This is a genomic window from Bacteroides sp. Phil13 (assembly GCF_001940965.1).
Lineage (GTDB): Bacteria > Bacteroidota > Bacteroidia > Bacteroidales > Bacteroidaceae > Bacteroides > Bacteroides intestinalis.
On record NZ_MSHA01000074.1, the window covers coordinates 1 to 26503 of the forward strand.

Here is a 26503-nt window from a genome sequence, read left to right on the forward strand (position 1 = left end):
ATATGGGGGCTTTTTGTATTTATAATGGTTGCTTTCAGTAGCTTTTTTTCCTCTTTGAACCCTCTATTTTCCTTTTTCAGCAAGCAATTTCTTTTAAGTTTGCAACTTCATCCTTATCTTTACGGAATAAAAATGGCATAAAAGGACTTTTTTTGAAAAATAGGGTGTTTTTATTCCGTTCTTTCTCTTTTTTATCTGAGGGATTTTAGTACTTTTGGGCTCAAATCTAATAAAAAGGGAAAAAATCGCAATTATATAATTATTAAAATTACTCCTGTTATATGGAAAACAAAATTCAAGAGTTGACTGATAAGATTTACCGCGAGGGGGTTGAAAAAGGTAACACCGAGGCCCAGAAACTTATCGCTAACGCTCAAGATGAAGCCAAGAAAATTGTAGAAGATGCTCGTAAAGAAGCTGAAGCAATTGTGGCTGCTTCTCGTAAGTCTGCCGATGAACTGGCAGAAAATACCAAGTCGGAATTAAAATTGTTCGCCGGTCAGGCAGTGAATGCCTTGAAGTCTGAAATTGCCACACTTGTGACGGATAAAATTGTCAATGTAGATGTGAAAGCATTTGCTGCCGATAAAGATTATCTGAATGCATTTATAGTTGCATTGGCTTCCAAGTGGAGTGTGAACGAGCCTATCGTGATTTCGACTGCTGATGCAGATGGCCTGAAAAAATACTTTGCTTCACAAGCAAAAGCGTTGCTGGATAAGGGAGTGAAGATAGAGCAAGTGAACGGTAACAAGACGTTGTTTACAGTCTCGCCTGCCGATGGTTCGTATAAGGTAAACTTCGGTGAAGAAGAATTTATGAATTACTTCAAAGAATTCCTGCGTCCGCAGTTAGTGGAAATGCTGTTCTAAAACCACAGGATATGAGTAAATACTATTACTACTTGGTAGCTGGTTTGCCCGAACTCACATTGGAGGACAGTAAGCTGAGTTATACGGTAGCTGATTTCAAAGCGGAACTGTATCCGGATTTGTCTGACGAAGATAAGAAACTGATTGATTTGTTCTATCTGAAGTTTGACAATGCGAACGTTCTGAAATTACTAAAGGACAAGGACGCTGCCATTGATCTGCGCGGAAATTATTCTGCAGAAGAATTGGTAGAGTTTATCTCGTCTCTGAAAGAGGGTGATGAGATAGCTGATGCCGTGTTCCCTTCCTATCTCTCCACTTTTATTTTCGAATATTTCAATGCTACTGCTGAGGACGATTTTCTGTATGAAGACCGTCTGGCTGCGCTTTATTATGAGTATGCAATGAAGTGCAAAAATAAGTTCGTGTCTTCCTGGTTTGCGTTCAATCTGACGATGAACAATATACTGGTGGCACTGACTGCCCGGAAATTCAAGATGGATATCGCTCCGCTGATAGTAGGTGATACGGAAGTGTGCGAGGCTTTGCGTACATCCGGTGCTCGTGATTTCGGACTGACGGGGGAAGTGGATTTCCTGGATCAGTTAGTTAAGATCAGCGAAACCGAAGAGCTGGTGGAACGAGAGAAGAAAATAGACCAGTTGCGTTGGAATTGGATGGAAGAAGCTACTTTTTTCAATTATTTCACTGTGGAACGTTTGTTCGTTTTTCTGTTGCAACTGGAAATGATAGAACGGTGGATTTCTTTGGATAAAGAAAAAGGCAACCAATTGTTCCGCAGCATCATAGCAACGTTGAAGGACGAGGTGCAGATACCTGCAGAATTCAGATAAAATAAATAACATAATTATATGGCAACAAAAGGAACTGTTAGTGGCGTTATCGCCAACATGGTAACCCTCGTCGTTGACGGCCCGGTGGCACAGAACGAGATTTGCTACATCTCGACCGGAGGCGACCGGCTGATGGCGGAGGTGATTAAGGTGGTAGGTACCCATGTGTACGTGCAGGTGTTTGAAAGCACCCGCGGACTGAAAGTAGGGGCTGAAGCCGAATTTACCGGACACATGCTTGAGGTGACATTAGGCCCGGGTATGCTTTCGAAAAACTATGACGGTCTGCAAAATGACCTTGATAAGATGGATGGAGTCTTCCTGAAACGTGGACAATATACGTATCCGCTGGATAAAGGAAGCAGATGGCATTTTGTGCCTCTGGTGAAAGTAGGGGATAAAGTGGAAGCGGCTGCCTGGCTGGGACAAGTGGACGAAAACTTCCAACCGCTGAAAATCATGGTACCTTTCACCCAGAAAGGCGTATGTACCGTGAAGTCCATCGTAGACGAAGGTGAATACAGCATCGAAGATATTGTAGCTGTACTAACTGACGAAGAAGGAAATGACATTCATGTGAACATGATACAGAAATGGCCGGTGAAACGCGCCATGACAAATTATAAAGAAAAACCGCGTCCCTTTAAACTGCTGGAAACGGGTGTACGTGTAATCGATACTGTGAATCCTATTGTAGAAGGTGGTACGGGATTTATCCCCGGTCCTTTCGGTACTGGAAAGACGGTACTTCAGCATGCCATCTCCAAACAGGCGGAAGCGGATATTGTAATCATCGCTGCCTGTGGTGAGCGTGCCAATGAGGTTGTGGAAATCTTTACGGAGTTTCCGGAACTGGTTGACCCGCATACCGGACGTAAGTTGATGGAGCGTACAATCATTATCGCCAATACTTCGAACATGCCCGTAGCTGCTCGTGAAGCATCTGTGTATACGGCTATGACGATTGCGGAATATTACCGAAGCATGGGCCTGAAGGTATTGCTGATGGCTGACTCCACTTCCCGCTGGGCACAGGCATTGCGCGAAATGTCCAACCGTATGGAAGAGTTGCCTGGACCTGATGCATTCCCGATGGACTTGTCTTCTATCATCTCCAACTTCTACGGACGTGCCGGATATGTAGTGCTGGGTAACGGTGAAACGGGATCTATTACCTTTATCGGTACAGTATCTCCTGCCGGTGGTAACCTGAAAGAGCCTGTAACGGAAAATACGAAGAAAGTAGCCCGTTGTTTCTATGCTCTTGAACAGGACCGCGCCGACAAGAAACGTTATCCTGCCGTGAATCCGATTGATTCTTATTCTAAATACATCGAATATCCTGAATTTGAGGAATATATCAAAACTCATATCAATGGTGAATGGATTGGTAAGGTGAACGAAATCAAAAACCGCCTGCAACGTGGTAAAGAGATTGCCGAACAGATCAACATCCTGGGTGATGACGGTGTTCCTGTAGAATATCATGTAACATTCTGGAAGTCAGAGTTGATTGACTTCGTAATCCTGCAACAGGATGCTTTCGACGAAATTGATGCTGTAACACCGATGGAACGTCAGGAGGATATCCTGAATATGATCATTGACATCTGTCATACGGAATTTGAATTCGATAACTTTAATGAGGTAATGGATTACTTCAAGAAGATGATTAATGTTTGTAAGCAGATGAACTATTCGAAGTTCAAGTCTGAAGAATATGAAGGATTCCGTAAACAGTTGCAGGAACTGATTGAAGAACGTAAAGCATAAAAAAGAATAAGATGGCAACAAAAGCATTTCAAAAAATATATACCAAGGTCACTCAGATTACGAAAGCTACCTGCTCGCTGAAAGCAACAGGGGTAGGGTATGACGAGTTGGCTACCGTAAACGGCAAGCTCGCCCAGGTGGTGAAGATTGCCGGTGACGATGTGACTCTGCAGGTATTCGAGGGTACGGAAGGTATCCCCACCAATGCGGAGATAGTATTCCTGGGCAAGTCGCCTACGCTGAAAGTGAGCGAACAGCTTGCAGGGCGTTTCTTCAACGCTTTCGGTGATCCGATTGACGGAGGTCCGTCCATCGAAGGCCAGGAAGTGGAGATCGGTGGCCCGTCTGTGAACCCGGTACGTCGTAAACAACCGTCGGAACTGATTGCAACAGGTATTGCGGGTATCGACTTGAACAATACGCTGGTATCCGGACAGAAAATTCCGTTCTTTGCGGACCCCGACCAGCCGTTTAACCAGGTAATGGCGAATGTAGCACTTCGTGCCGAGACAGATAAGATTATTCTGGGTGGTATGGGTATGACGAATGATGACTACCTGTATTTTAAGAATGTGTTCTCTAATGCCGGTGCGCTCGACCGTATCGTCAGCTTCATGAATACAACGGAGAACCCTCCGGTAGAACGTTTGCTGATTCCGGACATGGCGTTGACGGCAGCCGAATATTTCGCTGTGAACAATAATGAAAAGGTACTGGTGCTCTTGACTGATATGACCTCTTACGCTGATGCGTTAGCTATCGTATCCAACCGTATGGACCAGATTCCTTCCAAGGACTCTATGCCGGGTTCTCTTTATTCGGATTTGGCTAAGATCTATGAGAAGGCTGTGCAGTTCCCGAGTGGCGGTTCCATTACCATTATCGCGGTAACTACATTGTCCGGTGGCGACATTACGCATGCTGTGCCTGATAATACGGGTTACATTACGGAAGGTCAGTTATTCCTGCGTCGTGATACGGATATCGGTAAGGTTATCGTTGACCCATTCCGTTCACTATCCCGTTTGAAACAGCTCGTTACAGGTAAGAAGACCCGTAAGGATCATCCGCAGGTGATGAATGCTGCCGTACGTCTGTACGCCGATGCTGCCAATGCCAAGACGAAGTTGGAGAACGGTTTCGACCTGACGAACTATGACGAACGTACCCTTGCATTTGCCAAGGATTACTCCAACCAACTGCTGGCTATTGATGTGAACCTCGATACGACAGAAATGCTCGATGTGGCCTGGAGCCTGTTCGGCAAGTATTTCCGTCCGGAAGAAGTGAATATCAAGAAAGAATTGGTTGACGAGTTCTGGCCAAAAGCAAATAACTAATCACTAACAACTAATCACTAATAAAGTGGCTATAAAGTTTCAATATAATAAAACTTCCCTCCAGCAGTTGGAAAAGCAACTGAAAGTGCGGGTACGTACACTCCCTATTATTAAGAATAAGGAGAGCGCACTACGCATGGAAGTGAAGCGCTGCAAATCAGAAGCTGCCGCGCTGGATGAGAAGTTGGAACGGGAAATCCAGGCCTATGAAGCGATGTTCGCCCTTTGGAATGAGTTTGATTCCTCATTGATAAAGGTGAGCGATGTACATCTCGGCGTGAAAAAGATTGCTGGTGTACGGGTGCCGCTGCTCGAAAACGTTGATTTCGAAATACGCCCCTACAGCCTGTTCAATGCTCCCAAATGGTATGCCGACGGCATACATTTGCTCAAGGTGTTGGCACAGACGGCTATCGAGCGGGAGTTTATCGTCGCCAAACTGGGCTTGCTGGAACATGCGCGTAAGAAGACTACCCAAAAGGTAAACCTCTTTGAGAAAGTGCAGATTCCAGGCTATCAAGATGCTCTGCGAAAGATCAAGCGCTTCATGGAAGACGAGGAGAACCTCTCTAAGTCATCGCAGAAAATCATGAAATCCCATCAAGAGAGTAGGAAGGAGGCAGAAGCATGATTACAAAAATGAAGAAGCTCACGTTCCTTGTATATCATAAGGAGTACGAAGCATTTCTGAACGGAGTGCGCGAACTTGGAGTAGTGCACGTAGCCGAAAAACAGCAAGGCGTAGCTGATAACGCAGAATTACAGGATAGCATCCGGCTTTCCTCACGTCTGCAAGCGACACTGAAAATGCTGCATGGCTTGAGCGAAGCGAAGGAACCTACACCTGCTTCTGCTGCCCGTGGACTGGAAGTTCTGGACGAAGTAGATGTGCTGCAAAGTGAAAAGGCGAAGCTGCAACAACAGTTGCAGAACTATCAGAAGGAGAGAGCTGCCCTGGAACCCTGGGGTGATTTTGAGCCCGAAAGCCTTAGTAAACTACACGATGCCGGTTTCACGCTGAACTTCTACTGTTGTTCGGAGGGTAGCTATGACGAGACTTGGGAAGAGGTTTATAATGCGATGATTATCAATCGTGTATCTTCGCGTATCTATTTCATTACTGTAACTAAAAATGCGGTGGAAGTGGACCTGGATGCAGAACAGATAAAGTTGCCTTCTTACTCGTTGACCCGTATGCAGATACTTTGTCAGGAGACTGAACAGGCTTTGGCAGACAATGACCAGAAGTTGACGGTACTTGCCGGAAAAGAACAACCTTCATTGCAGGCTGCACTGAAAGAGGTGAACACTGAAATAGAGTTCTCCAAAGTAATGCTGAATACGGAGGCTACGGCAGGAGAGAAATTGATGTTACTGCAAGGTTGGGCACCGGCTTCCAAAGAAAAGGAAATCGCTGCATGGCTGGATGAACAGCATATTTATTATGAAATAACGAATCCGACACCGGAAGATAATGTACCTATTCAGTTGAACAACAAAGGTTTCTTTGCATGGTTTGAACCGATATGCAGGCTCTATATGCTTCCGAAATACAGTGAGTTGGACTTGACACCGTTTTTTGCACCGTTCTTTATGGTGTTCTTCGGACTGTGTCTGGGTGACTCCGGTTACGGGTTGTTCCTGTTCCTTGCTGCTACGTTGTACCGTATGTTTGCCAAGAACATCAGTGCTACGATGAAGCCGATTCTTTCATTGGTGCAGATATTGGCTGCCTCTACATTCTTCTGTGGAATGCTGACAGGTACGTTCTTCGGGGTAAGTCTCTATGACATCAATATACCTTTCCTACAGTATATGAAGGAGCATTTGTTCATGGACAACAATGCCATGTTCCAGCTCTCATTGATATTGGGTGTGATACAGATTCTCTTCGGTATGATACTGAAAGCTGTGAATCAGGCGATACAGTTTGGCTTCAAGTATGCCGTGGCTACGATTGGTTGGATCATACTGCTGGTATCCTGCGGAGTAGGAGCCTTATTGCCCGAAATCATGCCGCTGGGCGGAACGGTACATCTGTGTATCCTCGGTGTGGCTGCTGCCATGATATTCCTCTTCAATAGTCCCGGTAAGAACGTGTTCTTGAACATCGGGCTGGGATTGTGGGATTCTTACAATATGGCTACAGGCTTACTTGGCGACGTGCTTTCATACGTTCGTTTGTTTGCCCTCGGTCTGTCGGGAGGTATCCTTGCAGGAGTATTCAACAGTCTGGCTGTGGGTATGAGCCCCGACAATGTGATTGCCGGACCGATTGTGATGGTGCTGATATTCGTTATCGGACATGCGATCAATATGTTTATGAATGTACTGGGTGCGATGGTTCATCCTATGCGTCTGACCTTTGTGGAGTTTTTCAAGAATTCCGGTTACGAAGGTGGCGGAAAAGAATATAAGCCATTCAAAAAATAACAATTATAGAATTAAAAATTAAAACAATAAAAACGTAAGATTATGGAAATGAATTTATTGATTGCCTACATCGGCATCGCAGTAATGATTGGTTTGTCTGGCATCGGTAGTGCCTATGGAGTGACGATTGCCGGTAACGCAGCTATCGGCGCTTTAAAGAAGAACGACGGTGCATTCGGTAACTTCCTCGTATTGACCGCCCTTCCCGGTACACAGGGTTTGTATGGTTTTGCCGGTTACTTTATGTTCCAGACTATTTTCGGTATCCTCACTCCTGAAATGACAGGTATCCAGGCTGCCGCTATCCTTGGTGCAGGTATCGCGTTGGGATTGGTTGCTTTGTTCTCAGCTATCCGCCAGGGACAGGTTTGTGCGAATGGTATTGCAGCTATCGGACAAGGTCACGATGTATTCAGCAACACGCTGATCCTCGCTGTATTCCCGGAACTTTACGCTATTGTTGCTTTGGCTGCAACATTCTTGATCGGTAGCGCATTGGTTGCATAAGAATCTATTTCTGAATAATTTGCTGACCCGGGGTTGCCTTTTTGATGTCAACTCCGGGTTAATTGTTTCCTGATGCCACACTTGAATAAGGTAAATGCCACACCTCGGCAAGTGAAATGCCACACTTGGTATGTCGCGAAGTGTGGCATTTGCCTTGTTAAAGTGTGGCATTTGAAACGATAGTCAGTCCATCTAACTATTTTTCGCAAACGATTGTTTATACATATTTCATTAGTTTTTTCGATTAATAGGCTATTTTTCAAAGAATAATGTGTAATTTTGCAGCCGGTATTAAGTAATAGAGATTAAAAGTAATATGACTAAAGAGCTGTTAACCCCCGACTACATCTTCGAGTCAAGCTGGGAAGTATGTAACAAGGTTGGAGGTATCTATACGGTTTTGTCCACGCGAGCAAATACCTTGCAGGCAAGATTTCATGATAGATTGTTTTTCATAGGGCCTGATTTTTGGCAGGGGAAAGAGAACCCTTTGTTTATCGAGTCCGATAACCTTTGTGCAGCATGGAAAAAGCATGCATTTACAAAAGATAACCTTTCCGTCCGCATAGGGCGCTGGAACATTCCGGGCAATCCGATCGTTATATTGGTTGATTTCCAACCGTTTTTCGCACAGAAGAATGAAATTTATACAGAGATGTGGAACCACTATCAGGTGGATTCGCTACATGCATACGGTGATTATGATGAAGCATCTATGTTTTCGTATGCTGCCGGAAAGGTGGTAGAGAGTTTCTATCGCTATAACCTGACGGAAACGGATAAGGTGGTTTATCAGGCTCATGAGTGGATGACCGGTATGGGGGCCCTCTACCTGCAGATTGCCGTTCCTGAAATCGCAACGATCTTTACCACACATGCCACGTCTATCGGACGCTCCATTGCGGGAAACAATAAACCTCTGTATGACTATCTCTTTGCCTATAATGGCGATCAGATGGCGGGAGAGCTTAATATGCAGTCCAAACATTCCATTGAAAAACAAACCGCGCATTATGTAGACTGTTTTACGACTGTGAGCGAAATCACGAATAATGAATGCAGGGAATTGCTCGATAAGCCTGCCGATGTAGTGCTTATGAACGGTTTCGAGGATGATTTTGTGCCGAAAGGTGCTACATTTACTGGAAAGCGCAAACGTGCCAGGGCTACCATGCTACGCGTTGCCAATTGTTTGATGGGCACGGACTTGGGAGATGATACGTTGATTATCGGTACCAGCGGTCGATATGAATTTAAGAATAAGGGTATCGATGTCTTTCTGGAATCTCTGAATCGCCTGAACCGTGACAAGAACTTAAAGAAAAATGTACTGGCTTTCGTTAATGTACCCGGATGGGTAGGGGATGCTCGTGAGGATCTGCAAGAGCGCCTTAAGAGTAAAGAGAAATTCACTACTCCATTGGAAGTTCCTTTGATTACCCATTGGCTACATAACATGACGCACGATCAGGTGCTGGATATGTTGAAGTACATGGAGATGCACAATCATCCTGAAGATAAGGTCAAGGTCATTTTCGTTCCCTGCTATCTGGATGGAAAGGATGGCATTATGAACAAACAATATTACGATTTGATATTGGGAGAAGACCTCAGTGTCTACCCTTCATATTATGAACCTTGGGGATATACTCCGTTGGAAAGTGTTGCTTTCCATGTTCCGACCATCACGACCGATCTGGCTGGATTCGGACTTTGGGTAAACAGCCTGAAAAATCAGCATGGCATCGATGATGGAGTAGAGGTACTTCACCGTTCGGATTATAACTATTCCGAAGTGGCTGATGGCATCAAGGACACCATTTCCGCATTCTCAGGAAAGACGGATGCAGAAGTGAAAAACATTCGCAAGCGTGCTGCCCAAGTGGCTGAGCAGGCTTTGTGGAAGCATTTTATCGAATATTATTATGAGGCCTACGATTTCGCCCTTCGTCGTGCGATGGAGCGTCAGCTGGGTTAAATAGAAATAGAATATTAATCAATCAAGTTATCATACAATGAAGATTAAAGTTAGTAATGTAAACACTCCGAACTGGAAAGATGTGAATGTGAGATCTCATATTCCTGCTGAGTTGGAGAAATTGTCTGAACTGGCACACAACATTTGGTGGTCTTGGAACTACGAAGCTACTGAACTGTTTAGAGATCTTGACCCCGCTCTGTGGAAAGAAGTTGGTCATAACCCTGTACTTTTGTTAGAAAGAATGAGTTATGCTAAGCTCGAAGCACTTGCAAACGACAAAGTTATTCTGAAAAGAATGAATGATGTGTATTCTAAGTTTAGAGCATATATGGATGTGAAACCTGATAAAAAACGTCCTTCCATTGCTTATTTCAGCATGGAGTATGGTTTGAACCAGGTACTTAAGATATATTCAGGTGGTTTGGGCGTTCTTGCCGGCGACTACCTGAAAGAGGCTTCTGATAGCAATGTAGACCTTTGCGCAGTCGGTTTTCTGTATCGTTACGGTTACTTTACACAGACTCTCTCTATGGATGGTCAGCAGATTGCCAACTACGAAGCTCAGAACTTCGGCCAGTTGCCTATCGAGCGTGTAATGGACGAGAATGGTAATCAGCTGATTGTGGATGTTCCTTATTTGGATTACTTCGTTCATGCGTTTGTATGGCGCGTGAATGTGGGACGTATCTCTCTCTATCTGTTGGATACAGATAATGAGATGAATAGTGAATTCGACCGTCCTATCACTCACCAGCTTTATGGCGGTGACTGGGAAAACCGTCTGAAACAAGAAATTCTGCTCGGTATCGGTGGCATCTTGACACTGAAGAAGCTGGGTATTAAGAAAGATGTTTATCATTGCAACGAAGGACACGCAGCATTGATCAATGTTCAGCGTATCTGTGACTATGTAGCCGAAGGTTTGTCTTACGATCAAGCCATCGAACTGGTGCGTGCATCTTCTCTGTATACTGTACATACTCCGGTTCCTGCCGGACACGATTACTTTGACGAAGGTCTCTTCGGCAAATATATGGGCGGTTATCCTGCCAAGATGGGTATCAGCTGGGATGACCTGATGGATCTCGGCCGTAATAATCCGGGTGATAAAGGCGAACGCTTCTGTATGTCAGTTTTCGCTTGCAACACTTCACAGGAAGTGAACGGTGTAAGCTGGTTGCACGGAAAAGTTTCTCAGGAGATGTTCTCTTCTATCTGGAAGGGTTATTTTCCCGAAGAAATGCATGTGGGGTATGTTACCAACGGTGTACACTTCCCGACATGGAGCGCTACTGAATGGAAACATCTCTATGCTGCTAATTTTGACGAGAACTTCTTGTACGATCAGTCTAACCCGAAGATTTGGGAAGCTATCTACAATGTGCCCGATGAAAAAATCTGGGAAACACGTATGGCTTTGAAGAACAAGTTAATCGACTATGTTCGCAAGCAATATCGCGAAACCTGGTTAAAGAATCAGGGTGATCCTTCACGTATCGTTTCGTTGATGGATAAGATCAACCCGAATGCATTGCTGATTGGTTTCGGTCGTCGTTTTGCTACTTACAAACGTGCTCACCTGCTGTTCACTGACCTTGACCGTCTGGCTAAGATTGTGAACAACCCTGACTATCCGGTACAGTTCCTGTTCACCGGTAAGGCTCACCCGCATGACGGAGCCGGTCAAGGTTTGATCAAGAGAATTATCGAAATCTCCCGTCGTCCGGAATTCCTGGGTAAGATTATCTTCCTGGAAAACTATGATATGCAGCTGGCTCGCCGTCTGGTATCCGGTGTGGATATCTGGTTGAATACTCCGACTCGTCCGCTCGAAGCATCCGGTACTTCCGGTGAGAAAGCGTTGATGAACGGTGTTGTAAACTTCTCCGTACTCGACGGTTGGTGGTTGGAAGGCTACCGCGAAGGTGCAGGTTGGGCGTTGACAGAAAAGCGTACTTACCAGAACCAGGATCATCAGGATCAGCTCGATGCAGCTACTATCTACAGCATCCTTGAAACTGAGATTTTGCCGTTGTACTATGCACGCAACAAGAAGGGATACTCTGAAGGTTGGGTGAAGACTATCAAGAATTCTATTGCACAGATTGCACCTCACTATACAATGAAGCGTCAGTTGGACGACTATTATAGCAAGTTCTACAATAAGTTGGCTAAACGTTTCAGCGCACTGTCTGCTAATGACAATGCCAAAGCTAAGGAAATTGCTGCTTGGAAAGAAGAAGTGGTTTCTAAGTGGGACAGCATTGAGGTCGTATCTTATGACAAGTGTGAAGAATTGCTGCAGGCTACCATCGAAAGCGGTAAGGAATATACCATTACTTACGTTATTGATGAGAAGGGCTTGAACGATGCAATCGGTCTGGAACTGGTAACTACTTACACTGCCGGTGACGGTAAACAACACGTTTACTCTGTTGAGCCGTTCAGCGTAGTGAAGAAAGAGGGTAACCTCTATACCTTCCAGGTAAAACATAAATTAGAGAACGCAGGTAGCTTCAAGGTATCCTACCGTATGTTCCCGAAAAACTCTGACCTGCCTCACCGTCAGGATTTCTGTTACGTTCGCTGGTTCGTGTAAGAGTTTAATATACCAACATACTGAAGCTGCTTGCGGGAGGTTGTTAAACCTCTTGCAAGCAGCTTTTGTTTTGTGTAGTCTCCGAAGGATATGCACAGAGCGGGGAAATTCTCCTGTTGAACAAGTTCCGATAGATACGTGTTTTACTTATACGACTAATAAAATAAAAATTCGTATGAAGAAAATTGTATTGCTCCGCCACGGTGAGAGCGCATGGAATAAAGAGAATCGTTTCACAGGTTGGACCGATGTGGATTTAACAGAAAAAGGTATTGCCGAAGCTAAGAAGGCAGGAGAGTTATTGGTAGATAATGACTTCCTGTTTGATAAGGCCTATACTTCCTACCTGAAACGTGCAGTAAAGACGTTGGATGTGGTGCTGGACCGTATGGATCAGGACTGGATACCGGTAGAAAAATCTTGGCGTCTGAACGAGAAGCACTACGGGCAGCTCCAGGGGTTGAATAAGGCGGAGACTGCTGAAAAATATGGTGAAGAACAGGTGTTAGTCTGGCGTCGCAGCTATGATGTAGCTCCACATGCATTGGCTGAAGATGATCCCCGTAACCCGCGTTTTGAGGTTCGATACAATGAAGTGCCCGATGCCGAATTGCCTCGTACAGAGTCGCTGAAAGATACAATAGAACGCATTATGCCTTATTGGAAATGTGTGATTTTCCCGAATCTGAAGACTGCAGATGAACTACTTGTAGTAGCGCACGGCAACAGTTTGCGAGGGATTATCAAACACCTGAAAGGTATCTCCGATGAAGATATTGTAAAGCTGAATCTGCCGACTGCTGTGCCTTATGTATTCGAATTCGATGACGACCTGAATTTGACGAAGGATTATTTTCTGGGAGATCCGGAGGAGATAAAGAAGTTGATGGAAGCGGTGGCGAACCAAGGAAAGAAATGATTGAAGATAAAAAGAGGAATGATGAACGCTCCCTTCATCATTCCTCTTTTTATTATCCTGCCAGCTCGTGAAATATCGTAATACTCAGAAATATTCCGATTGCTAAGCAAAGTGCTATTAATATCCAGTTGGTATATTTGGCACTTGGTTTTGTTTCCTTATGCAGATTCTGGTCGAAGTAGTTCTTGAAGAAGAGATAGATGGCAGGTACGGTTGCACTGGCCAATAATAAATCTTCCGGAATTTTGTAGACGTAAACCTTGGAGAAAGCAATGAGCGCCCAGTGACAAAGGAAAAGGATCACCAATAGATTGACCTTACGGGAAAACGCCAACAACAATCCGATAGTGAATACGGCTACGGAACAGGGCATGACACAGGTAGTCATCATCGGGAATTCCATGCCCCGTGCCCATGAGAGGAGAGGGTAAAGGAACGGCATGGCATACAATATGTAAGTCAGCTTGTCATATTTATGGTAACGTTCAAACGGAGTATAGTTCGTAATGAGGTCCCATAGCCAGATAAGTGCGATTATGCCCCAGAATATGGCAAGTATATAATTGTAATTCCGGTCACCACAATAAATCATGTAGTAGACGATAGAAATCCAGCTATTTAAAAACACCATATATCCCTTCATCAGCCGCTTGACTAGTAGTGTCGGTTTCTGATAGAGAAGTATGGTCAGCAAGATGCCTACAACGGTTATAACGATCTGGGCTATCCAGGTTCCTTCATTATATTGTGCGATTGTTTTCCAAAAAACTTCCATACGCAATCTTTAAATTTTTAATTTTCAACTTTTATTTTTTCTCGTGTCTTGTCATGGAGAAGGCCCGTTTGATGAACAGGAACAACGGTATAGTAGCGCCCACTGCCAACATGAAGATAACACTACAGGTAATGATTGAATTCGTAAATAAGTCAATCAGATATTTTTCCTGTAATTCGGGCACTTTCAGGTTCTGCATGAACATGATGAGCGAGAATACTATTTTGTAGGCATACATACCCGGAATCATTGGTAGCAGTGCAGGGATATATAGCACAGTCATAGGGCAATAGATGCGTTTTCCCAGAACCAAACTTCCCATACCGATACTGAAAGAAGCACATAGGGACGCAGTAGCAATATCCACTCCCAGATACGTCATCAGGCAGAAGCGCAGGGCATGACCGATGGCGGCAAGCAAAGCAATGGAAGGGAAAGCACGCAAAGGAGGATCTGAAATCGCTCCGAAACCGATAGCGGCGACAGCGGCGAATATGCCGTCTGTAAGTATATCAACAAGCATCATAATAAACTATTTCTAATTAACATAAGAGTACAGGAAAGTCCTACAGAAATACATAGTACCAGTAATAAAGCCTGAATAAGGCGGGTGCATCCGGTGAGTACGTGCCCTTCTACAATGTCGATAACACCATTCAGCAGAGGTACTCCGGGTACCAGGTAAAGAACGCTTGTAGCGATGGCAATTTCGGCGGTGGTTTCCAGTGTCAAAGCTGAAGAAGCAACCATGGAAGCGATGAATGCAGAGACTATGAAAACAAGGTAATGGTTGATTTTCTTTTTCTGCATAATTTGTTTGACGTAGAAACCTATGAGAGTGGCAGAGAATACAATGAGACGTGCAGTCCAGTCGCCACCGAACAAGGCGCAGAATGATGCATTGGCAAATCCTACCAAGAACAGTGTGCAAAGTGGGTCCATTTTGGGGCGTGCAATGATTTTCTCGTATTTTTCCCACAGGGTGTCGAGAGGCAGATGATTGTCATAAGCTTCCCAGCTGAGTGCACTCAGTTCGGCATTCAGCTCAAAACTGATGGGAAAAGCGGGGATGATGGCTACTTCATTATAAACTTCAGTGCTGTCGATGTCGCATACGCTTACTACCATGGTCTTTTGAAAAAGGCTCATTTTCACGTCTACATCCAGTGACTTTCCGATGCGGCGAGTGTTTCGTATCACGCGCGAGGTGTGTACACCGGAACCCATAAGACGATTGGCATACTCCAGTAAAAACCGGGTAATTTCTTTTAATTCGTTTGGCGAATTCATATTATAAAAATGTTATCCTACTATTATACCTATTCTTGAAAAGCGCCGCAAAGGTACGGCTTTTGGAGAAAACAAAAAAGTGATACAAGGTATAATTACGGGAATTTTTGAGAAGGTGGGCAGGGAGGGGAGATGCATCAGAAGCATCTCCTTATGTTTGCTGAATATTAAGCGATACGAGGGACAGGGTTATAGTTGTAGGCCACTACCTCTTCTGTCCGCAGTGAAGCCTGTACGTCGATCAGGCGTTGGTTTTTACTTCCGCGGAAGCACAGGCTTTCATCCCGCAGTTCTTGTTTGAATTTTCCATCCACCAGTACATCGATGTATTGCAATAGTTTGGCCTGTAGAGGGTTGCGCAGCAGAGTTTCAAATGTATATCCGGTATAACACCATATATTTTTACCGCTTTTTTCCTTAATGGCGCATGCCAGTTCTGCAAATCCTTCCGGCTGGTACATCGGGTCTCCGCCACTGAATGTTACATCTGCAAAGTCGTCGGCAAGTACTTTTTCCAATATTTCGTCTGTTGACATCCAATGCCCCCGGTCGATATCCCAGGATTCAGGATTGTGACAGCCCGGGCATCTGTTCGGACATCCGGCAGCATAAATGGAGGTCCGGAAGCCCGGACCATCCACTGTGGTATCTTCTATAATATCAAGAATGGAAAGCATGATTCAATTAAAAATTACTTAGTTATGAATGACACGGTCGTTCAGCTCCGCCAATTTAGCGTTGTTCCATCGGTCGGTAGTACCTACCAGATAACCGGTGATACGCTGTAATTTATCGATGTGGGTGCTTCCGCATTTAGGGCAAGCTTCCAGATTCGGAGTTGAATTTTCGTAGCCGCATTCCAGGCAACGGTTACGGTTATGGTTTACTGAACCGTATCCGATGTTATACTGATCCATCATATCCACTACACGCATGATAACTTCGGGGTTATGTGTTGCATCACCGTCTATTTCTACATAGAAGATGTGTCCGCCACGTGTCAGATCGTGATACGGAGCTTCCACTTCAGCTTTATGACGGGCACTGCACTTATAATATACGGGTACATGATTGGAGTTTGTATAATAATCTCGGTCTGTAATGCCTGGCAATACCCCGAATTTCTTACGGTCGGCACCTGTGAACTTACCTGATAAGCCTTCGGCAGGCGTGGCAAGCACACTGTAGTTATGGTGATACTGTTCGGAGAACTGGTTGGCACGATCGCGCATATAGGTTACTATCTTCACTCCCAGTTTTTGTGATTCTTCCGATTCTCCATGATGTTTTCCTGTAAGGGCTACCAGGCATTCTGCCAGACCGATGAAACCGATACCCAGTGTTCCCTGATTAATGACAGAAGCAATTGTATCGTTAGGTTTCAGCTTTTCGCTACCCACCCATAAAGCAGACATTAACAACGGAAATTGCTTGGCAAATGCTGTTTTCTGGAATTCCATGCGTTCGTGGAGTTGGCGGGCTGTAACTTCGAGCATTGCATCCAGTTTGGCGAAGAATTTGGCTATACGCAATTCTTTGTCTTCTATCTCCATGCATTCGATGGCCAGGCGTACGATGTTGATGGTGGAGAAAGAAATATTTCCGCGTCCGATGGATGTTTTCGGTCCGAAACGGTTTTCGAATACACGTGTGCGGCATCCCATGGTTGCCACTTCGTGCTGATAACGCTGAGGATCGTCTGCTTTCCATTCTTCACTCTGGTTGAATGTAGCGTCTAGGTTCAGGAAGTTCGGGAAGAAACGGCGTGCGGTTACTTTGCAAGCAAGTTGGTAAAGATCGTAGTTGCGGTCTTCCGGCAGATAACTTACGCCACGTTTCTTTTTCCATATCTGGATAGGGAAGATGGCAGTCTCGCCATTGCCTACGCCCTGATAGGTGCTTTTCAGTAACTCGCGGATGATGCAACGTCCCTCGGCTGATGTATCTGTGCCGTAGTTGATAGAGCTGAATACGACTTGATTGCCGCCGCGTGAGTGAATGGTATTCATATTATGAATGAATGCTTCCATGGACTGGTGTACACGTGCTACAGTTTTGTTGATGGCATGTTGTACAATGCGTTTTTCGTCGGACAGGCCATCCAACGGCTGTTGCAGGTAGTCTGTAAGTTCCTTCTGATAAAGATGTGAATAATCCTTTCCGTTCAGTTCTTCCAGATTCTTGATTTCTTCGATGTAGCTGTTGCGTACATAAGGTGCCAGATAAAAATCGAATGCAGGAATAGCCTGGCCACCATGCATTTCATTCTGGGCAGTTTCCAGTGAGATACATCCCAGGATACTTGCTGTTTCGATGCGTTTGGCAGGACGTGATTCGCCATGTCCGGCAGAAAAGCCACAGGACAAAATGCGGTCCAGCGGGTGTTGAACGCATGTCAGACTTTTGGTAGGGTAGTAGTCCTTATCATGAATATGCAGATAATTGTTGTGTACAGCTTCCAGTACCTCGTCGCTCAACAAATAGTCGTCTACAAACGGTTTGGTGGTTTCACTGGCAAACTTCATCATCATGCCCGCCGGAGTATCGGCGTTCATATTGGCATTTTCCCGTGTCACATCGTTGGACTTGATCTCTATAATCTCCAGAAACATATCACGCGTCTTGGCTTTGCGGGCAATGCTACGCTGGTTGCGGTAAGCAATATACTTTTGCGCCACATCTTTCCGGCTACTTTTCATCAGCTCCATTTCTACTGCATCCTGAATGGCTTCCACCGTCATTTGTGCACTTCCCTTGAAGGATATGTGATCTGTGATCTGGCGTATCAATTGCAGGTCTTCACCTTTGTCCGTGTGTAACATTGCTTTACGGATCGCAGTTACTATTTTCTCTTCATTAAAGCCGACTACTCGTCCGTCTCTTTTGATTACAGTCTGTATCATGGTCTCATTTTTATTATTTTGTTATCCATTTGAATTGGGAGTACAAAGGTATAAACTTATCTGAAAGTTTTTATTTTTGGAAAACTTTTGTATCTGTAAAATATGTTAATCGACTGATATTCAATAGCTGTTGGAAGGGAAATGGGAAACTTTTTATTTTGTAGGTCTCTTAAAAGTTGTTCGAAATGGAAAACTCTATGTAGTAAGTAGATACAAAAAATCTCGCCTGCTACACATACGTGTAACAGGCGAGGTTATACTATAAAAATAATCTTGAATAGGGATTATTCTTTCCCGTACGAAAATTATTTCAAAACTTCTGCCAATTTTGTTTGCAACTCTTCACCGTGCAATCCGCGTGCGATGATAGTTCCTTCACCGTCGATCAATACAGTGTGAGGAATGCTACTTACTGCATACAACTGAGCGCCTTCGCAATTCCAGTATTTCAGGTCAGACATTTGCGGCCAAGTGATGTTCAGCTTCTCGATAGCATCTTTCCATGCTTCGCCACTTTGATCCAAAGATACACCTACGATTTCGAAACCTTTGTTCTTGTATTGAGCATAAGCTTCTACCAGGTTCGGCATTTCGCGACGGCAAGGACCACACCAGCTTGCCCAGAAGTCGATGAGTACCACTTTGCCTTTACCTACATAGTCAGACAGTTTCACCGGTTTTCCATCAGGAGTTGCCATTTCGAAATCTGTGAACTTCTGGCCTACAGCAGTAGCTTTCATCTTTTCTACGTTTCCTTTGATCTTGATGATTACTTCATCGTTAGCAAATTCAGCGGGAATTTGCGGCATCAACGGATCCAGTTCGTCTACTTCAAGGTAGTAGTAGTTATTCTTCAGCAAATGAACGCCCACCAGGTTAGTGATATTCTTAGCAATACCTGCCTTAGTGATTTCCATTGACTTTTCTTGCAGATCGTTCATTTCCTTCATTTTGGCTTCACGCTGCTCGTCAGTCAGTGTAGTATCTGACATGGATTCATATATAGTCATCATTTGCTTGTTCAGATCATTTAGTTGAGCTCTGATTTCCTGATAAGCATCGTTGCTCGGCGTACCGGTAGCAGAGTCATTATCGCGGGTCAAATTGATCTTGATATTACCGTTTTCAAGGAAGAAGTCCATCAGGATACCTTCTTTTCCTGCCGGTCTGTAGGTTACGTAACGGTTTGCAGCAGTATCTTGTACGCCTTTAAAGGTGAATGTACCTTTGGTGATTACTGCGGAGTCTACTTTTACAAGATTTCTTCCGTCTACTTTTTGCAAAAATACAGTGTCGCCGTCAGCTCCACCCTCTACGGTTCCGGTTACCACGTAACCTTTGTTTCCGCTACAGGCAGCAACGATAGCAGCCACAGCGAGCAGATAGATAAATTTTTTCATTGCTTTTATTATTAAGTAAAAATATATGGCTACAAAGATAGTCAATAAAAAATCCCCTCCGGCATAACCGGAGAGGATTTTATAGTTTTAATCCCATTTTTTGTAATCGTACTGTGCTTACTATTATTCAGCAGCAGCTTCAGCAGCGGGAGCTTCTTCAGCAGGAGCTTCGGCGGCAGCTTTTTCTGCTTCTTCAGCAGCCTTTTTTTCAGCCAATGCTTTTGCTTTTTCAGCGTTTACTTTCTTTTCAGCTTCCAGACGTGCTTTTGCTTCAGCTTTCTTAGCTTCTTCGTCTTTAGCTTTCAAAGCAGCCAGACCGCTTTGTTTGTTGTTCTTCCAAGCTTCGAATTTAGCTTCTGCTTCAGCTTCACCAAATGCACCCTTGGTAACACCACCCATGAGGTGTTTTTTCATGTAAACGCCTTCGCGTGACAAGATGTTACGAACAGTGTCAGTCGGTTGTGCACCTTTCATAACCCAGTCAAGTGCGCGGTCGAACTTCAAATCTACTGTGGCAGGATTGGTGTTCGGATTGTACGTACCAATCTTCTCAATAAATTTACCATCACGTGGTGCTCTTACATCTGCAATAACGATAGAGTAGAAAGCGTAGCTCTTACGTCCATGTCTTTGCAATCTGATTTTTGTTGCCATTTTAAATAATGTTTTAAATAAATGATTTGAATTATGCTACTATCTCGTAATAGCGGCTGCAAAGGTATGGTTTTTATTTTGATTGACAAAGAGTTCCTAACAAAAAAAGGATGGATTTCATCAGAAACCCATCCTTCTTTTTTAATAACGTATTATCGTGAGAATAATTAATTCTTCGGTAATGCTTCTTTAACTACCATCGGACGACCTGCATATTCTGCACCGTTCAATGCATTGATAGCGTTAGATGCTTCTGAAGAATCCGGCATTTCGATGAATGCGAATCCTTTAGATCTTCTTGTTTCACGGTCAGTGATGATTCTTACTGAGTCTACTGTTCCGTACTCTTCCATAACTTCTCTTAAATCTGATTCTTTAACCCTGTAATTCAGGTTACCTACATACAAATTCATAAATCTAAATAAAATAATAAATTAATAATTCAATAAACAAAGTTTTTGGAAGTTGTTAGGTCAGAGATGGAAATACTCAATACAGAGGAAATACATACGTGAAATAATCAAATCAAATAAACTTCTTTATTGTTCGGCTACAAAGTAACGCATTCTATTTCAATAATGCATCATCTTTTACCATATTTTTTTGCGATAATTTCATTTTTTGCCGAATATGGGCGAATATTTACGAATATCGTTTCGGATATCTCACTAATATTGCCAATAATGCACAAATTCCCATTGTAAACGGATAGTACAAGCTGCCGATGATACTGATGGGAGAGATGCCTGCCAATCCGGCGGCAATGAGTAGTTGCGCACCGTAAGGAATGATGCCTTGCACCAGGCAGGAGAATGTGTCCAGGATGCTGGCTGTCTTCCGGCGATCCAGGTGGAAACGTTGGGCAATGTCTTTGGCTATCGGTCCGGTGGTAATAATGGCGATGGTGTTGTTTGCCGTACAGAGGTTGGCGATGCTGACAAGTGCGGCGATGCTCAGTTCCGCCCCTCGTTTGCCTTTTACATGGCGCGTCAGGCGGGAGATGATGAAGTCGATTCCACCATTGTAACGGATCGTTTCCAGCATACCACCGGCAAGCAGGGTGATGATAATCAGTTCACCCATTCCTGTGATGCCGGTTCCCATGGAGCCGAACCAGTCAAAGAAAGCTGAACTCAAGTCTGTTCCGCTTGTGAAGATACCGATGATACCTGTACTCAGGATACCTAAAAGCAGGACTAACATTACATTTACCCCTGCCACAGCTGTGCCCAGCACGATGAGGTAGGGGATAACCTTTATCCATTCTATCTCTTGTGTTTGTGCAGGAGCTGTGATGTACAATCCCTGGAATATATAGATGCAGAGCACAATCAGTGCTGCCGGGACCACAATCATGAAATTTACGCGAAATTTGTCCCGCATCACACAATCCTGTGTCTTGGTGGAAGCTATGGTGGTGTCCGAAATAAACGAAAGATTATCTCCGAAGAATGAACCGCCCACTACAATGGCAACCATATATGGCAGGTCGATGCCGGTCTTTTCCGCTAATCCGATGGCTACAGGGGTGAGGGCTACAATTGTTCCCACACTGGTGCCTATGGAAAGTGAAATGAAACATGCGGCTATAAAAATACCTGCCAGTAGCAGGTTATCCGGCAGAATACTCAGGGTGAGGTTTACTGTGGCGTCGATTGCTCCCATTTGTTTGGCGCTTTGGGCAAAGGCTCCGGCAAGAATGAATATCCATATCATCAATATGATATTCTTGTTGCTGGCTCCCACGGAGAATTGATACACCCGTTTTTCCAGGCTCAGTCCGCGCGTCAGTGCAATGGCATAACAGGATGACAGAAGAAATGCGACTGTAATGGGTACCTTATAGAAATCATTTACAATCAGTGACGTCACCAGGTAAAGACATAAAAATACTGCTAGCGGGCTTAGTGCCCACCATCCACCCTTTCGTTTATTTGTTGTATCTGTCATCTTACTATATATTTATGAATAAAGTGTGATAAAGGAATAGAGTGATAAGGTGGTAAGGTGATAGAGTGATAAGGTTGTAATGTAATAGGGCGATAAAGTAGCTGCGCTATATATCACAGGGCATTATCCCCCTATCACCTTACCACTCTCTTATTCCTTTATTAATTCGCTGCAAAATTATAAAAAACAAAGAGCGGAGCAAAATAGTTTTTGCCCGCCCTTTATCTCTTCATTGTCAATTAGCTATCTTTTAATTGTCAATTTATAAAGTTACTCCTGTCTTGAAGATCGCAATTTCCTTGTAACCTTTCTTTTCGTTGTTTACGAATTCGCCGCTTGCTACCTGGATTATATAATCAATGAACCGTTCGCAAGTCTTTTCCATCGGTTCATTTTCTACGATGACTCCTGCGTTGAAATCAATCCAGCCCGGTTTGTTCTTTGCCAATGTGGAGTTCGTTGAAATCTTCATGGTCGGTACGTAGGTTCCGAACGGGGTTCCGCGTCCTGTAGTGAACAATACCATGTGGCAACCGCAGGAAGCCAGTGCTGTGGCAGCAACAAGATCATTTCCCGGTGCCGACAGCAGGTTCAGACCTTTCACTTTCAGACGTTCACCATACGGTAATACACCTTCCACATAGCTCTTGCCGCATTTCTGTGTACATCCCAGTGCCTTGTCTTCCAGGGTAGAGATACCACCCGCTTTGTTTCCCGGAGATGGGTTTTCGCCTACCGGTTCGCCATGTGAGAGGAAATATTCCTTGAAGTCATTAATCAATTTCACTGTTTCTTTAAATAGTTCCTCGTTGCGGCAACGGTTCATTAATATGGTTTCTGCACCGAACATTTCCGGAACTTCCGTCAATACGCTTGTACCGCCTTGTGCCACCAGGAAGTCGGAGAACATTCCCAGTAACGGATTGGCTGTGATACCTGAGAAACCGTCCGAACCACCGCACTTCAAACCCACGCGCAATTCACTCAAAGGAACATCCACGCGCTCGTCTTTGCTTGCTTTTTCGTATAGCTCGCGCAGCAACTTCATACCTTCTTCGTACTCGTCGCCCACCTTTTGAGTAACCATGAATTTTACGCGATCTTCATCGTACTCTCCCAGGAATTCGCGGAATACATCCGGCTGATTGTTTTCACAACCCAAGCCCACCACCAGAACTGCACCGGCATTGGGATGCAATACCATGTCACGCAGAATCTTCTTTGTATTTTCATGGTCGTCACCCAACTGTGAGCAGCCATAATTATGCGGATAAGCCATGATTGCATCCACACCCTTACCGCCTGTTTCCCGGCGCAAACCTTCGGCCAGTTGGTTGATGATACCGTTCACACAACCTACAGTCGGTATAATCCAAACTTCGTTACGAATGCCCACTTCGCCATTTTTGCGGCGATACCCTTTGAATGTCAGATCTTTGTGCGGAATATCCAGCGTAACGCTTGTCGGATTGTAGGTATAGTCCAGCAATCCTGCCAGGTTCGTCTGAATATTATTTTCGTTCATCCAGTCCCCTTGTTTCTTTGCCATACGTGCATGGCCGATAGGGTACCCATATTTAATGACGTTTTCGCCCTCTGCAAAATCTTTTAATGCAAATTTGTGTCCGGCGGGTACTTCCTCGTTCAGAGTGATTTCCACTCCGTCCACAGTGAGTTTTTCTCCTGCCGGCAGCGTTACAATAGCTACGGCTACATTATCAGCAGGGTTGATTTTAAGGTACTTAGTTTCCATAATTACTCTTATTATTTATTATGATAAAATTCAATATTTTCCTTCGTCAACAAGTCAATCGGCATAAAGTTCTCTCTTGGAACTTCCTTTTTGAAAATCAGGTAATCACATAGCGCCTTGATTCCGTCGAATCCCTGTAACTCCGGCTGTTGGGCTATGAGGAAAGATACGCTGCCCTCCATCAGACATTTCACGTTACGTTCCAGTAAGTCATACCCCATCAGATTAAAAGCTGTTTTTTCTTGTTTCAACAAGTACTCTCCAACGATATACACTTTTGAATTGAAAGTGATACCATTCTTCACGTTCGGATGTTTTCTGAAAAAGTCGTCCAGCATCTGTGCATCATCACTGTCCCGCTTGGCATGTAAGTCCAGTTCCCAAATGCGGCAGTGGGGGTGATGCTTCAACATATACTCCCGGAAACCGATTTCGCGGCGTTCCTGCTGGTTAGATCCCACAATACCCTCGTTTATTTTGCGGAAGATTACTACTTCCTGCTCATTTCCTGCAAGTAGCATCATCATTTTTGCGGCGAAGTATCCGCTTTGGTGAGAATTCTGTCCAAAGAAGGAAAGGGCGGGCTGATCTTTCAGATTTGAGTCTATATATATATAAGGTGTAGAACGTCGGTTCAATTCCTCTGTGAAAGATTTCGTATGCTGCGGCACGGTGGGGGCAAACATGACGCCGTCCGGTGCCTGTTCCAGGATGCCTTGGGCGACATTTACGAATGAATGATAATCGAACGGATCGTAATAGGAGAGGTCTACGGAGATATTGAAATCCGAATACGCTATCAGTGCATCGTGAATGCCGGCTTCTACCGCAGTCCAGTATTCGCCTTCCTCATGTTGCGGCAGCAGGCAGGAGAATGCGTATTTCTTGTTGGATGCCAGTGCGCTGGCGTACATATTAGGCTGGTAATCCAGTTGCTTCAGGATTTCTTCCACCCGTTTCCGGCTGGCTTCCGACACACCACTACGGCCGTGTATCACACGATCTACTGTCCCCACTGATACATCCGCCATTTTGGCGATATCCTTGATTCTAATTCTTTCTGCCATCAGGTTATTTACAATTTACAATGTACAATTTACAATTCTGTGGTTTATCATTTACGCATTTCACAAGTTATCATTTACGCATTTACCATTTATCATCTGCGCTTTTTACAAGTCACTGCCTGTCTCAGCTTTTATCTGCATAGCCAAATTGTACATTGTAAATGGTAAATTGTACTTCCTCTTGTGCTCGCACACAATAATAATCTTAATATTTTCAGCACAAATATATGACAATTTTTGTAATTACGAAAATTGTTGTATCTTTGTGCCCGCACACGAAGGCTATGAAGAACGAACCGTATTTTAGTTTACTCTCCATGGTATCAGGTGATTAAGGCTATTTTTGGCCCTAAAATGACAAATTGAAAGTTCTAAATTAATCACATATTAAAAAATAAATAAGATTATGGGAAAGAAAGTCGTTACATTAGGTGAGATCATGTTGAGACTGTCCACTCCGGGAAACACTCGTTTTGTTCAGTCTGATTCATTTGACGTAGTATATGGCGGTGGTGAAGCAAACGTTGCTGTCAGCTGTGCCAATTACGGACATGATGCTTACTTTGTGACTAAATTGCCGAAACACGAAATCGGACAATCTGCTGTAAATGCATTGCGCAAATATGGTGTAAAAACAGATTTCATTGCCCGTGGCGGCGATCGCGTGGGTATCTACTATCTTGAAACAGGTGCTTCCATGCGTCCCAGCAAAGTAATCTACGACCGTGCACATTCTGCTATCGCTGAAGCTGATGCAGCTGATTTCGACTTCGATGCCATTATGGAAGGTGCCGATTGGTTCCACTGGTCAGGTATTACTCCTGCTATCTCTGATAAAGCTGCCGAACTTACCAAATTGGCTTGTGAAGCTGCAAAACGTCACGGTGTTACGGTTTCTGTTGACCTCAACTTCCGTAAGAAACTCTGGACAAAAGAGAAAGCTCAGTCTATCATGAAGCCTTTGATGCAGTACGTAGATGTTTGTATTGGTAATGAAGAAGATGCAGAACTCTGCTTAGGCTTTAAACCCGATGCTGACGTAGAGGGCGGAAAGACGGATGCTGAAGGATACAAAGGTATTTTCAAGGCAATGGCTAAAGAATTCGGCTTTAAATATGTAATCTCTACTTTGCGTGAATCATTCTCTGCAAGTCACAATGGCTGGAAGGCAATGATTTACAACGGCGAAGAATTCTACGAATCCAAGCGTTATGATATCAACCCGATTATCGACCGTGTAGGTGGTGGCGACTCTTTCTCTGGTGGTATCATTCACGGTTTGCTGACGAAACCCAATCAGGGTGCAGCTCTTGAATTTGCAGTAGCTGCTTCTGCATTGAAGCATACTATCAATGGTGACTTTAACCTGGTATCTGTAGAAGAAGTTGAATCACTGGCCGGTGGTGATGCAAGTGGACGTGTTCAACGCTAAA

22 protein-coding genes are annotated in these 26503 nt (G+C 44.3%); 11 read left to right on the plus strand and 11 right to left on the minus strand.

The genetic code is table 11. The features are described from left to right. Window positions 1-281 precede the first annotated feature (281 nt). The 10 genes from BWI44_RS13990 to gpmA all read left to right on the plus strand — a co-directional run bounded on the left by BWI44_RS13990 (window position 282) and on the right by gpmA (window position 13278). Complete coding sequence (locus BWI44_RS13990) at window positions 282-872, plus strand: hypothetical protein (RefSeq protein WP_007662232.1); 591 nt, start codon at window positions 282-284, stop codon at window positions 870-872. 11 nt (window positions 873-883) lie between these two features. Then, a complete protein-coding gene (locus BWI44_RS13995; protein ID WP_007662233.1) occupies window positions 884-1726 on the plus strand; it encodes a DUF2764 family protein in 843 nt (280 codons plus the stop codon). 18 nt (window positions 1727-1744) lie between these two features. Next, window positions 1745-3499 (plus strand): V-type ATP synthase subunit A, encoded by a 1755-nt coding sequence (locus BWI44_RS14000; protein ID WP_007662234.1) that lies wholly within the window; start codon window positions 1745-1747, stop codon window positions 3497-3499. 11 nt (window positions 3500-3510) lie between these two features. Then, window positions 3511-4839, plus strand: coding sequence for a V-type ATP synthase subunit B (locus BWI44_RS14005; protein WP_029428228.1), 1329 nt, complete (start codon window positions 3511-3513; stop codon window positions 4837-4839). Window positions 4840-4864: 25 nt separating this feature from the next. Next, the gene (locus BWI44_RS14010) at window positions 4865-5470 is read left to right on the plus strand and encodes a V-type ATP synthase subunit D (protein WP_007213463.1); all 606 of its coding nucleotides are present in this window, start codon (window positions 4865-4867) and stop codon (window positions 5468-5470) included. Beyond that, a complete protein-coding gene (locus tag BWI44_RS14015) occupies window positions 5467-7272 on the plus strand; it encodes a V-type ATP synthase subunit I (protein WP_195209693.1) in 1806 nt (601 codons plus the stop codon). The genes BWI44_RS14010 and BWI44_RS14015 overlap by 4 nt, the downstream gene beginning before the upstream one ends. Before the next feature lie 42 nt (window positions 7273-7314). Next, window positions 7315-7779, plus strand: a complete 465-nt coding sequence (locus BWI44_RS14020; protein WP_007662239.1) for a V-type ATP synthase subunit K — start codon at window positions 7315-7317, stop codon at window positions 7777-7779. A gap of 316 nt (window positions 7780-8095) precedes the next feature. Continuing rightward, on the plus strand, window positions 8096-9757 hold the full coding sequence (locus BWI44_RS14025; protein ID WP_117706221.1) for a glycogen/starch synthase: 1662 nt from the start codon (window positions 8096-8098) through the stop codon (window positions 9755-9757). Window positions 9758-9794: 37 nt separating this feature from the next. Beyond that, the gene (locus BWI44_RS14030; RefSeq protein ID WP_138292144.1) at window positions 9795-12359 is read left to right on the plus strand and encodes a glycosyltransferase family 1 protein; all 2565 of its coding nucleotides are present in this window, start codon (window positions 9795-9797) and stop codon (window positions 12357-12359) included. Between the two features lie 175 nt (window positions 12360-12534). Continuing rightward, window positions 12535-13278, plus strand: a complete 744-nt coding sequence (gpmA, locus tag BWI44_RS14035; protein ID WP_007662246.1) for a 2,3-diphosphoglycerate-dependent phosphoglycerate mutase — start codon at window positions 12535-12537, stop codon at window positions 13276-13278. A gap of 52 nt (window positions 13279-13330) precedes the next feature. Here gpmA and BWI44_RS14040 read toward each other — a convergent pair whose 3' ends face one another. From BWI44_RS14040 to BWI44_RS14090, 11 genes are all read right to left on the minus strand, one after another. Further along, a complete protein-coding gene (locus tag BWI44_RS14040; RefSeq protein WP_007662247.1) occupies window positions 13331-14053 on the minus strand; it encodes a DUF6064 family protein in 723 nt (240 codons plus the stop codon). A 31-nt stretch (window positions 14054-14084) separates the two neighbouring features. After that, on the minus strand, window positions 14085-14579 hold the full coding sequence (locus BWI44_RS14045) for a threonine/serine exporter family protein (RefSeq protein WP_007662250.1): 495 nt from the start codon (window positions 14577-14579) through the stop codon (window positions 14085-14087). Next, a complete protein-coding gene (locus BWI44_RS14050) occupies window positions 14576-15343 on the minus strand; it encodes a threonine/serine exporter family protein (RefSeq protein WP_007662252.1) in 768 nt (255 codons plus the stop codon). The genes BWI44_RS14045 and BWI44_RS14050 overlap by 4 nt, the downstream gene beginning before the upstream one ends. A gap of 167 nt (window positions 15344-15510) precedes the next feature. Next, window positions 15511-16020, minus strand: coding sequence for an anaerobic ribonucleoside-triphosphate reductase activating protein (nrdG, locus tag BWI44_RS14055; protein ID WP_021967312.1), 510 nt, complete (start codon window positions 16018-16020; stop codon window positions 15511-15513). An 18-nt stretch (window positions 16021-16038) separates the two neighbouring features. Next, entirely contained in the window at window positions 16039-18246 is a 2208-nt protein-coding gene (locus tag BWI44_RS14060; protein WP_138292141.1) for an anaerobic ribonucleoside triphosphate reductase, read from the minus strand. A 305-nt stretch (window positions 18247-18551) separates the two neighbouring features. Beyond that, window positions 18552-19646: a TlpA disulfide reductase family protein gene (locus BWI44_RS14065; RefSeq protein ID WP_007662263.1), complete on the minus strand. Its 1095-nt coding sequence runs from the start codon at window positions 19644-19646 to the stop codon at window positions 18552-18554. 123 nt (window positions 19647-19769) lie between these two features. Next, on the minus strand, window positions 19770-20300 hold the full coding sequence (locus tag BWI44_RS14070) for a 30S ribosomal protein S16 (protein ID WP_007662265.1): 531 nt from the start codon (window positions 20298-20300) through the stop codon (window positions 19770-19772). A 167-nt stretch (window positions 20301-20467) separates the two neighbouring features. Beyond that, the gene (gene rbp, locus BWI44_RS14075) at window positions 20468-20713 is read right to left on the minus strand and encodes an RNA-binding regulator (RefSeq protein ID WP_007662267.1); all 246 of its coding nucleotides are present in this window, start codon (window positions 20711-20713) and stop codon (window positions 20468-20470) included. A 229-nt stretch (window positions 20714-20942) separates the two neighbouring features. Beyond that, window positions 20943-22250: a Na+/H+ antiporter NhaC family protein gene (locus BWI44_RS14080; RefSeq protein WP_118424230.1), complete on the minus strand. Its 1308-nt coding sequence runs from the start codon at window positions 22248-22250 to the stop codon at window positions 20943-20945. 262 nt (window positions 22251-22512) lie between these two features. Beyond that, complete coding sequence (locus BWI44_RS14085) at window positions 22513-24003, minus strand: UxaA family hydrolase (protein WP_278706636.1); 1491 nt, start codon at window positions 24001-24003, stop codon at window positions 22513-22515. Between the two features lie 11 nt (window positions 24004-24014). Next, window positions 24015-25070 carry a LacI family DNA-binding transcriptional regulator gene (locus tag BWI44_RS14090; protein WP_286814639.1) on the minus strand — a complete coding sequence of 352 codons (1056 nt, stop codon included), beginning with the start codon at window positions 25068-25070 and terminating at the stop codon, window positions 24015-24017. Between the two features lie 406 nt (window positions 25071-25476). Here BWI44_RS14090 and BWI44_RS14095 point away from each other — a divergent pair, with 406 nt between their 5' ends. Beyond that, on the plus strand, window positions 25477-26502 hold the full coding sequence (locus BWI44_RS14095) for a sugar kinase (RefSeq protein WP_007662276.1): 1026 nt from the start codon (window positions 25477-25479) through the stop codon (window positions 26500-26502). Window position 26503: the final 1 nt, after the last annotated feature.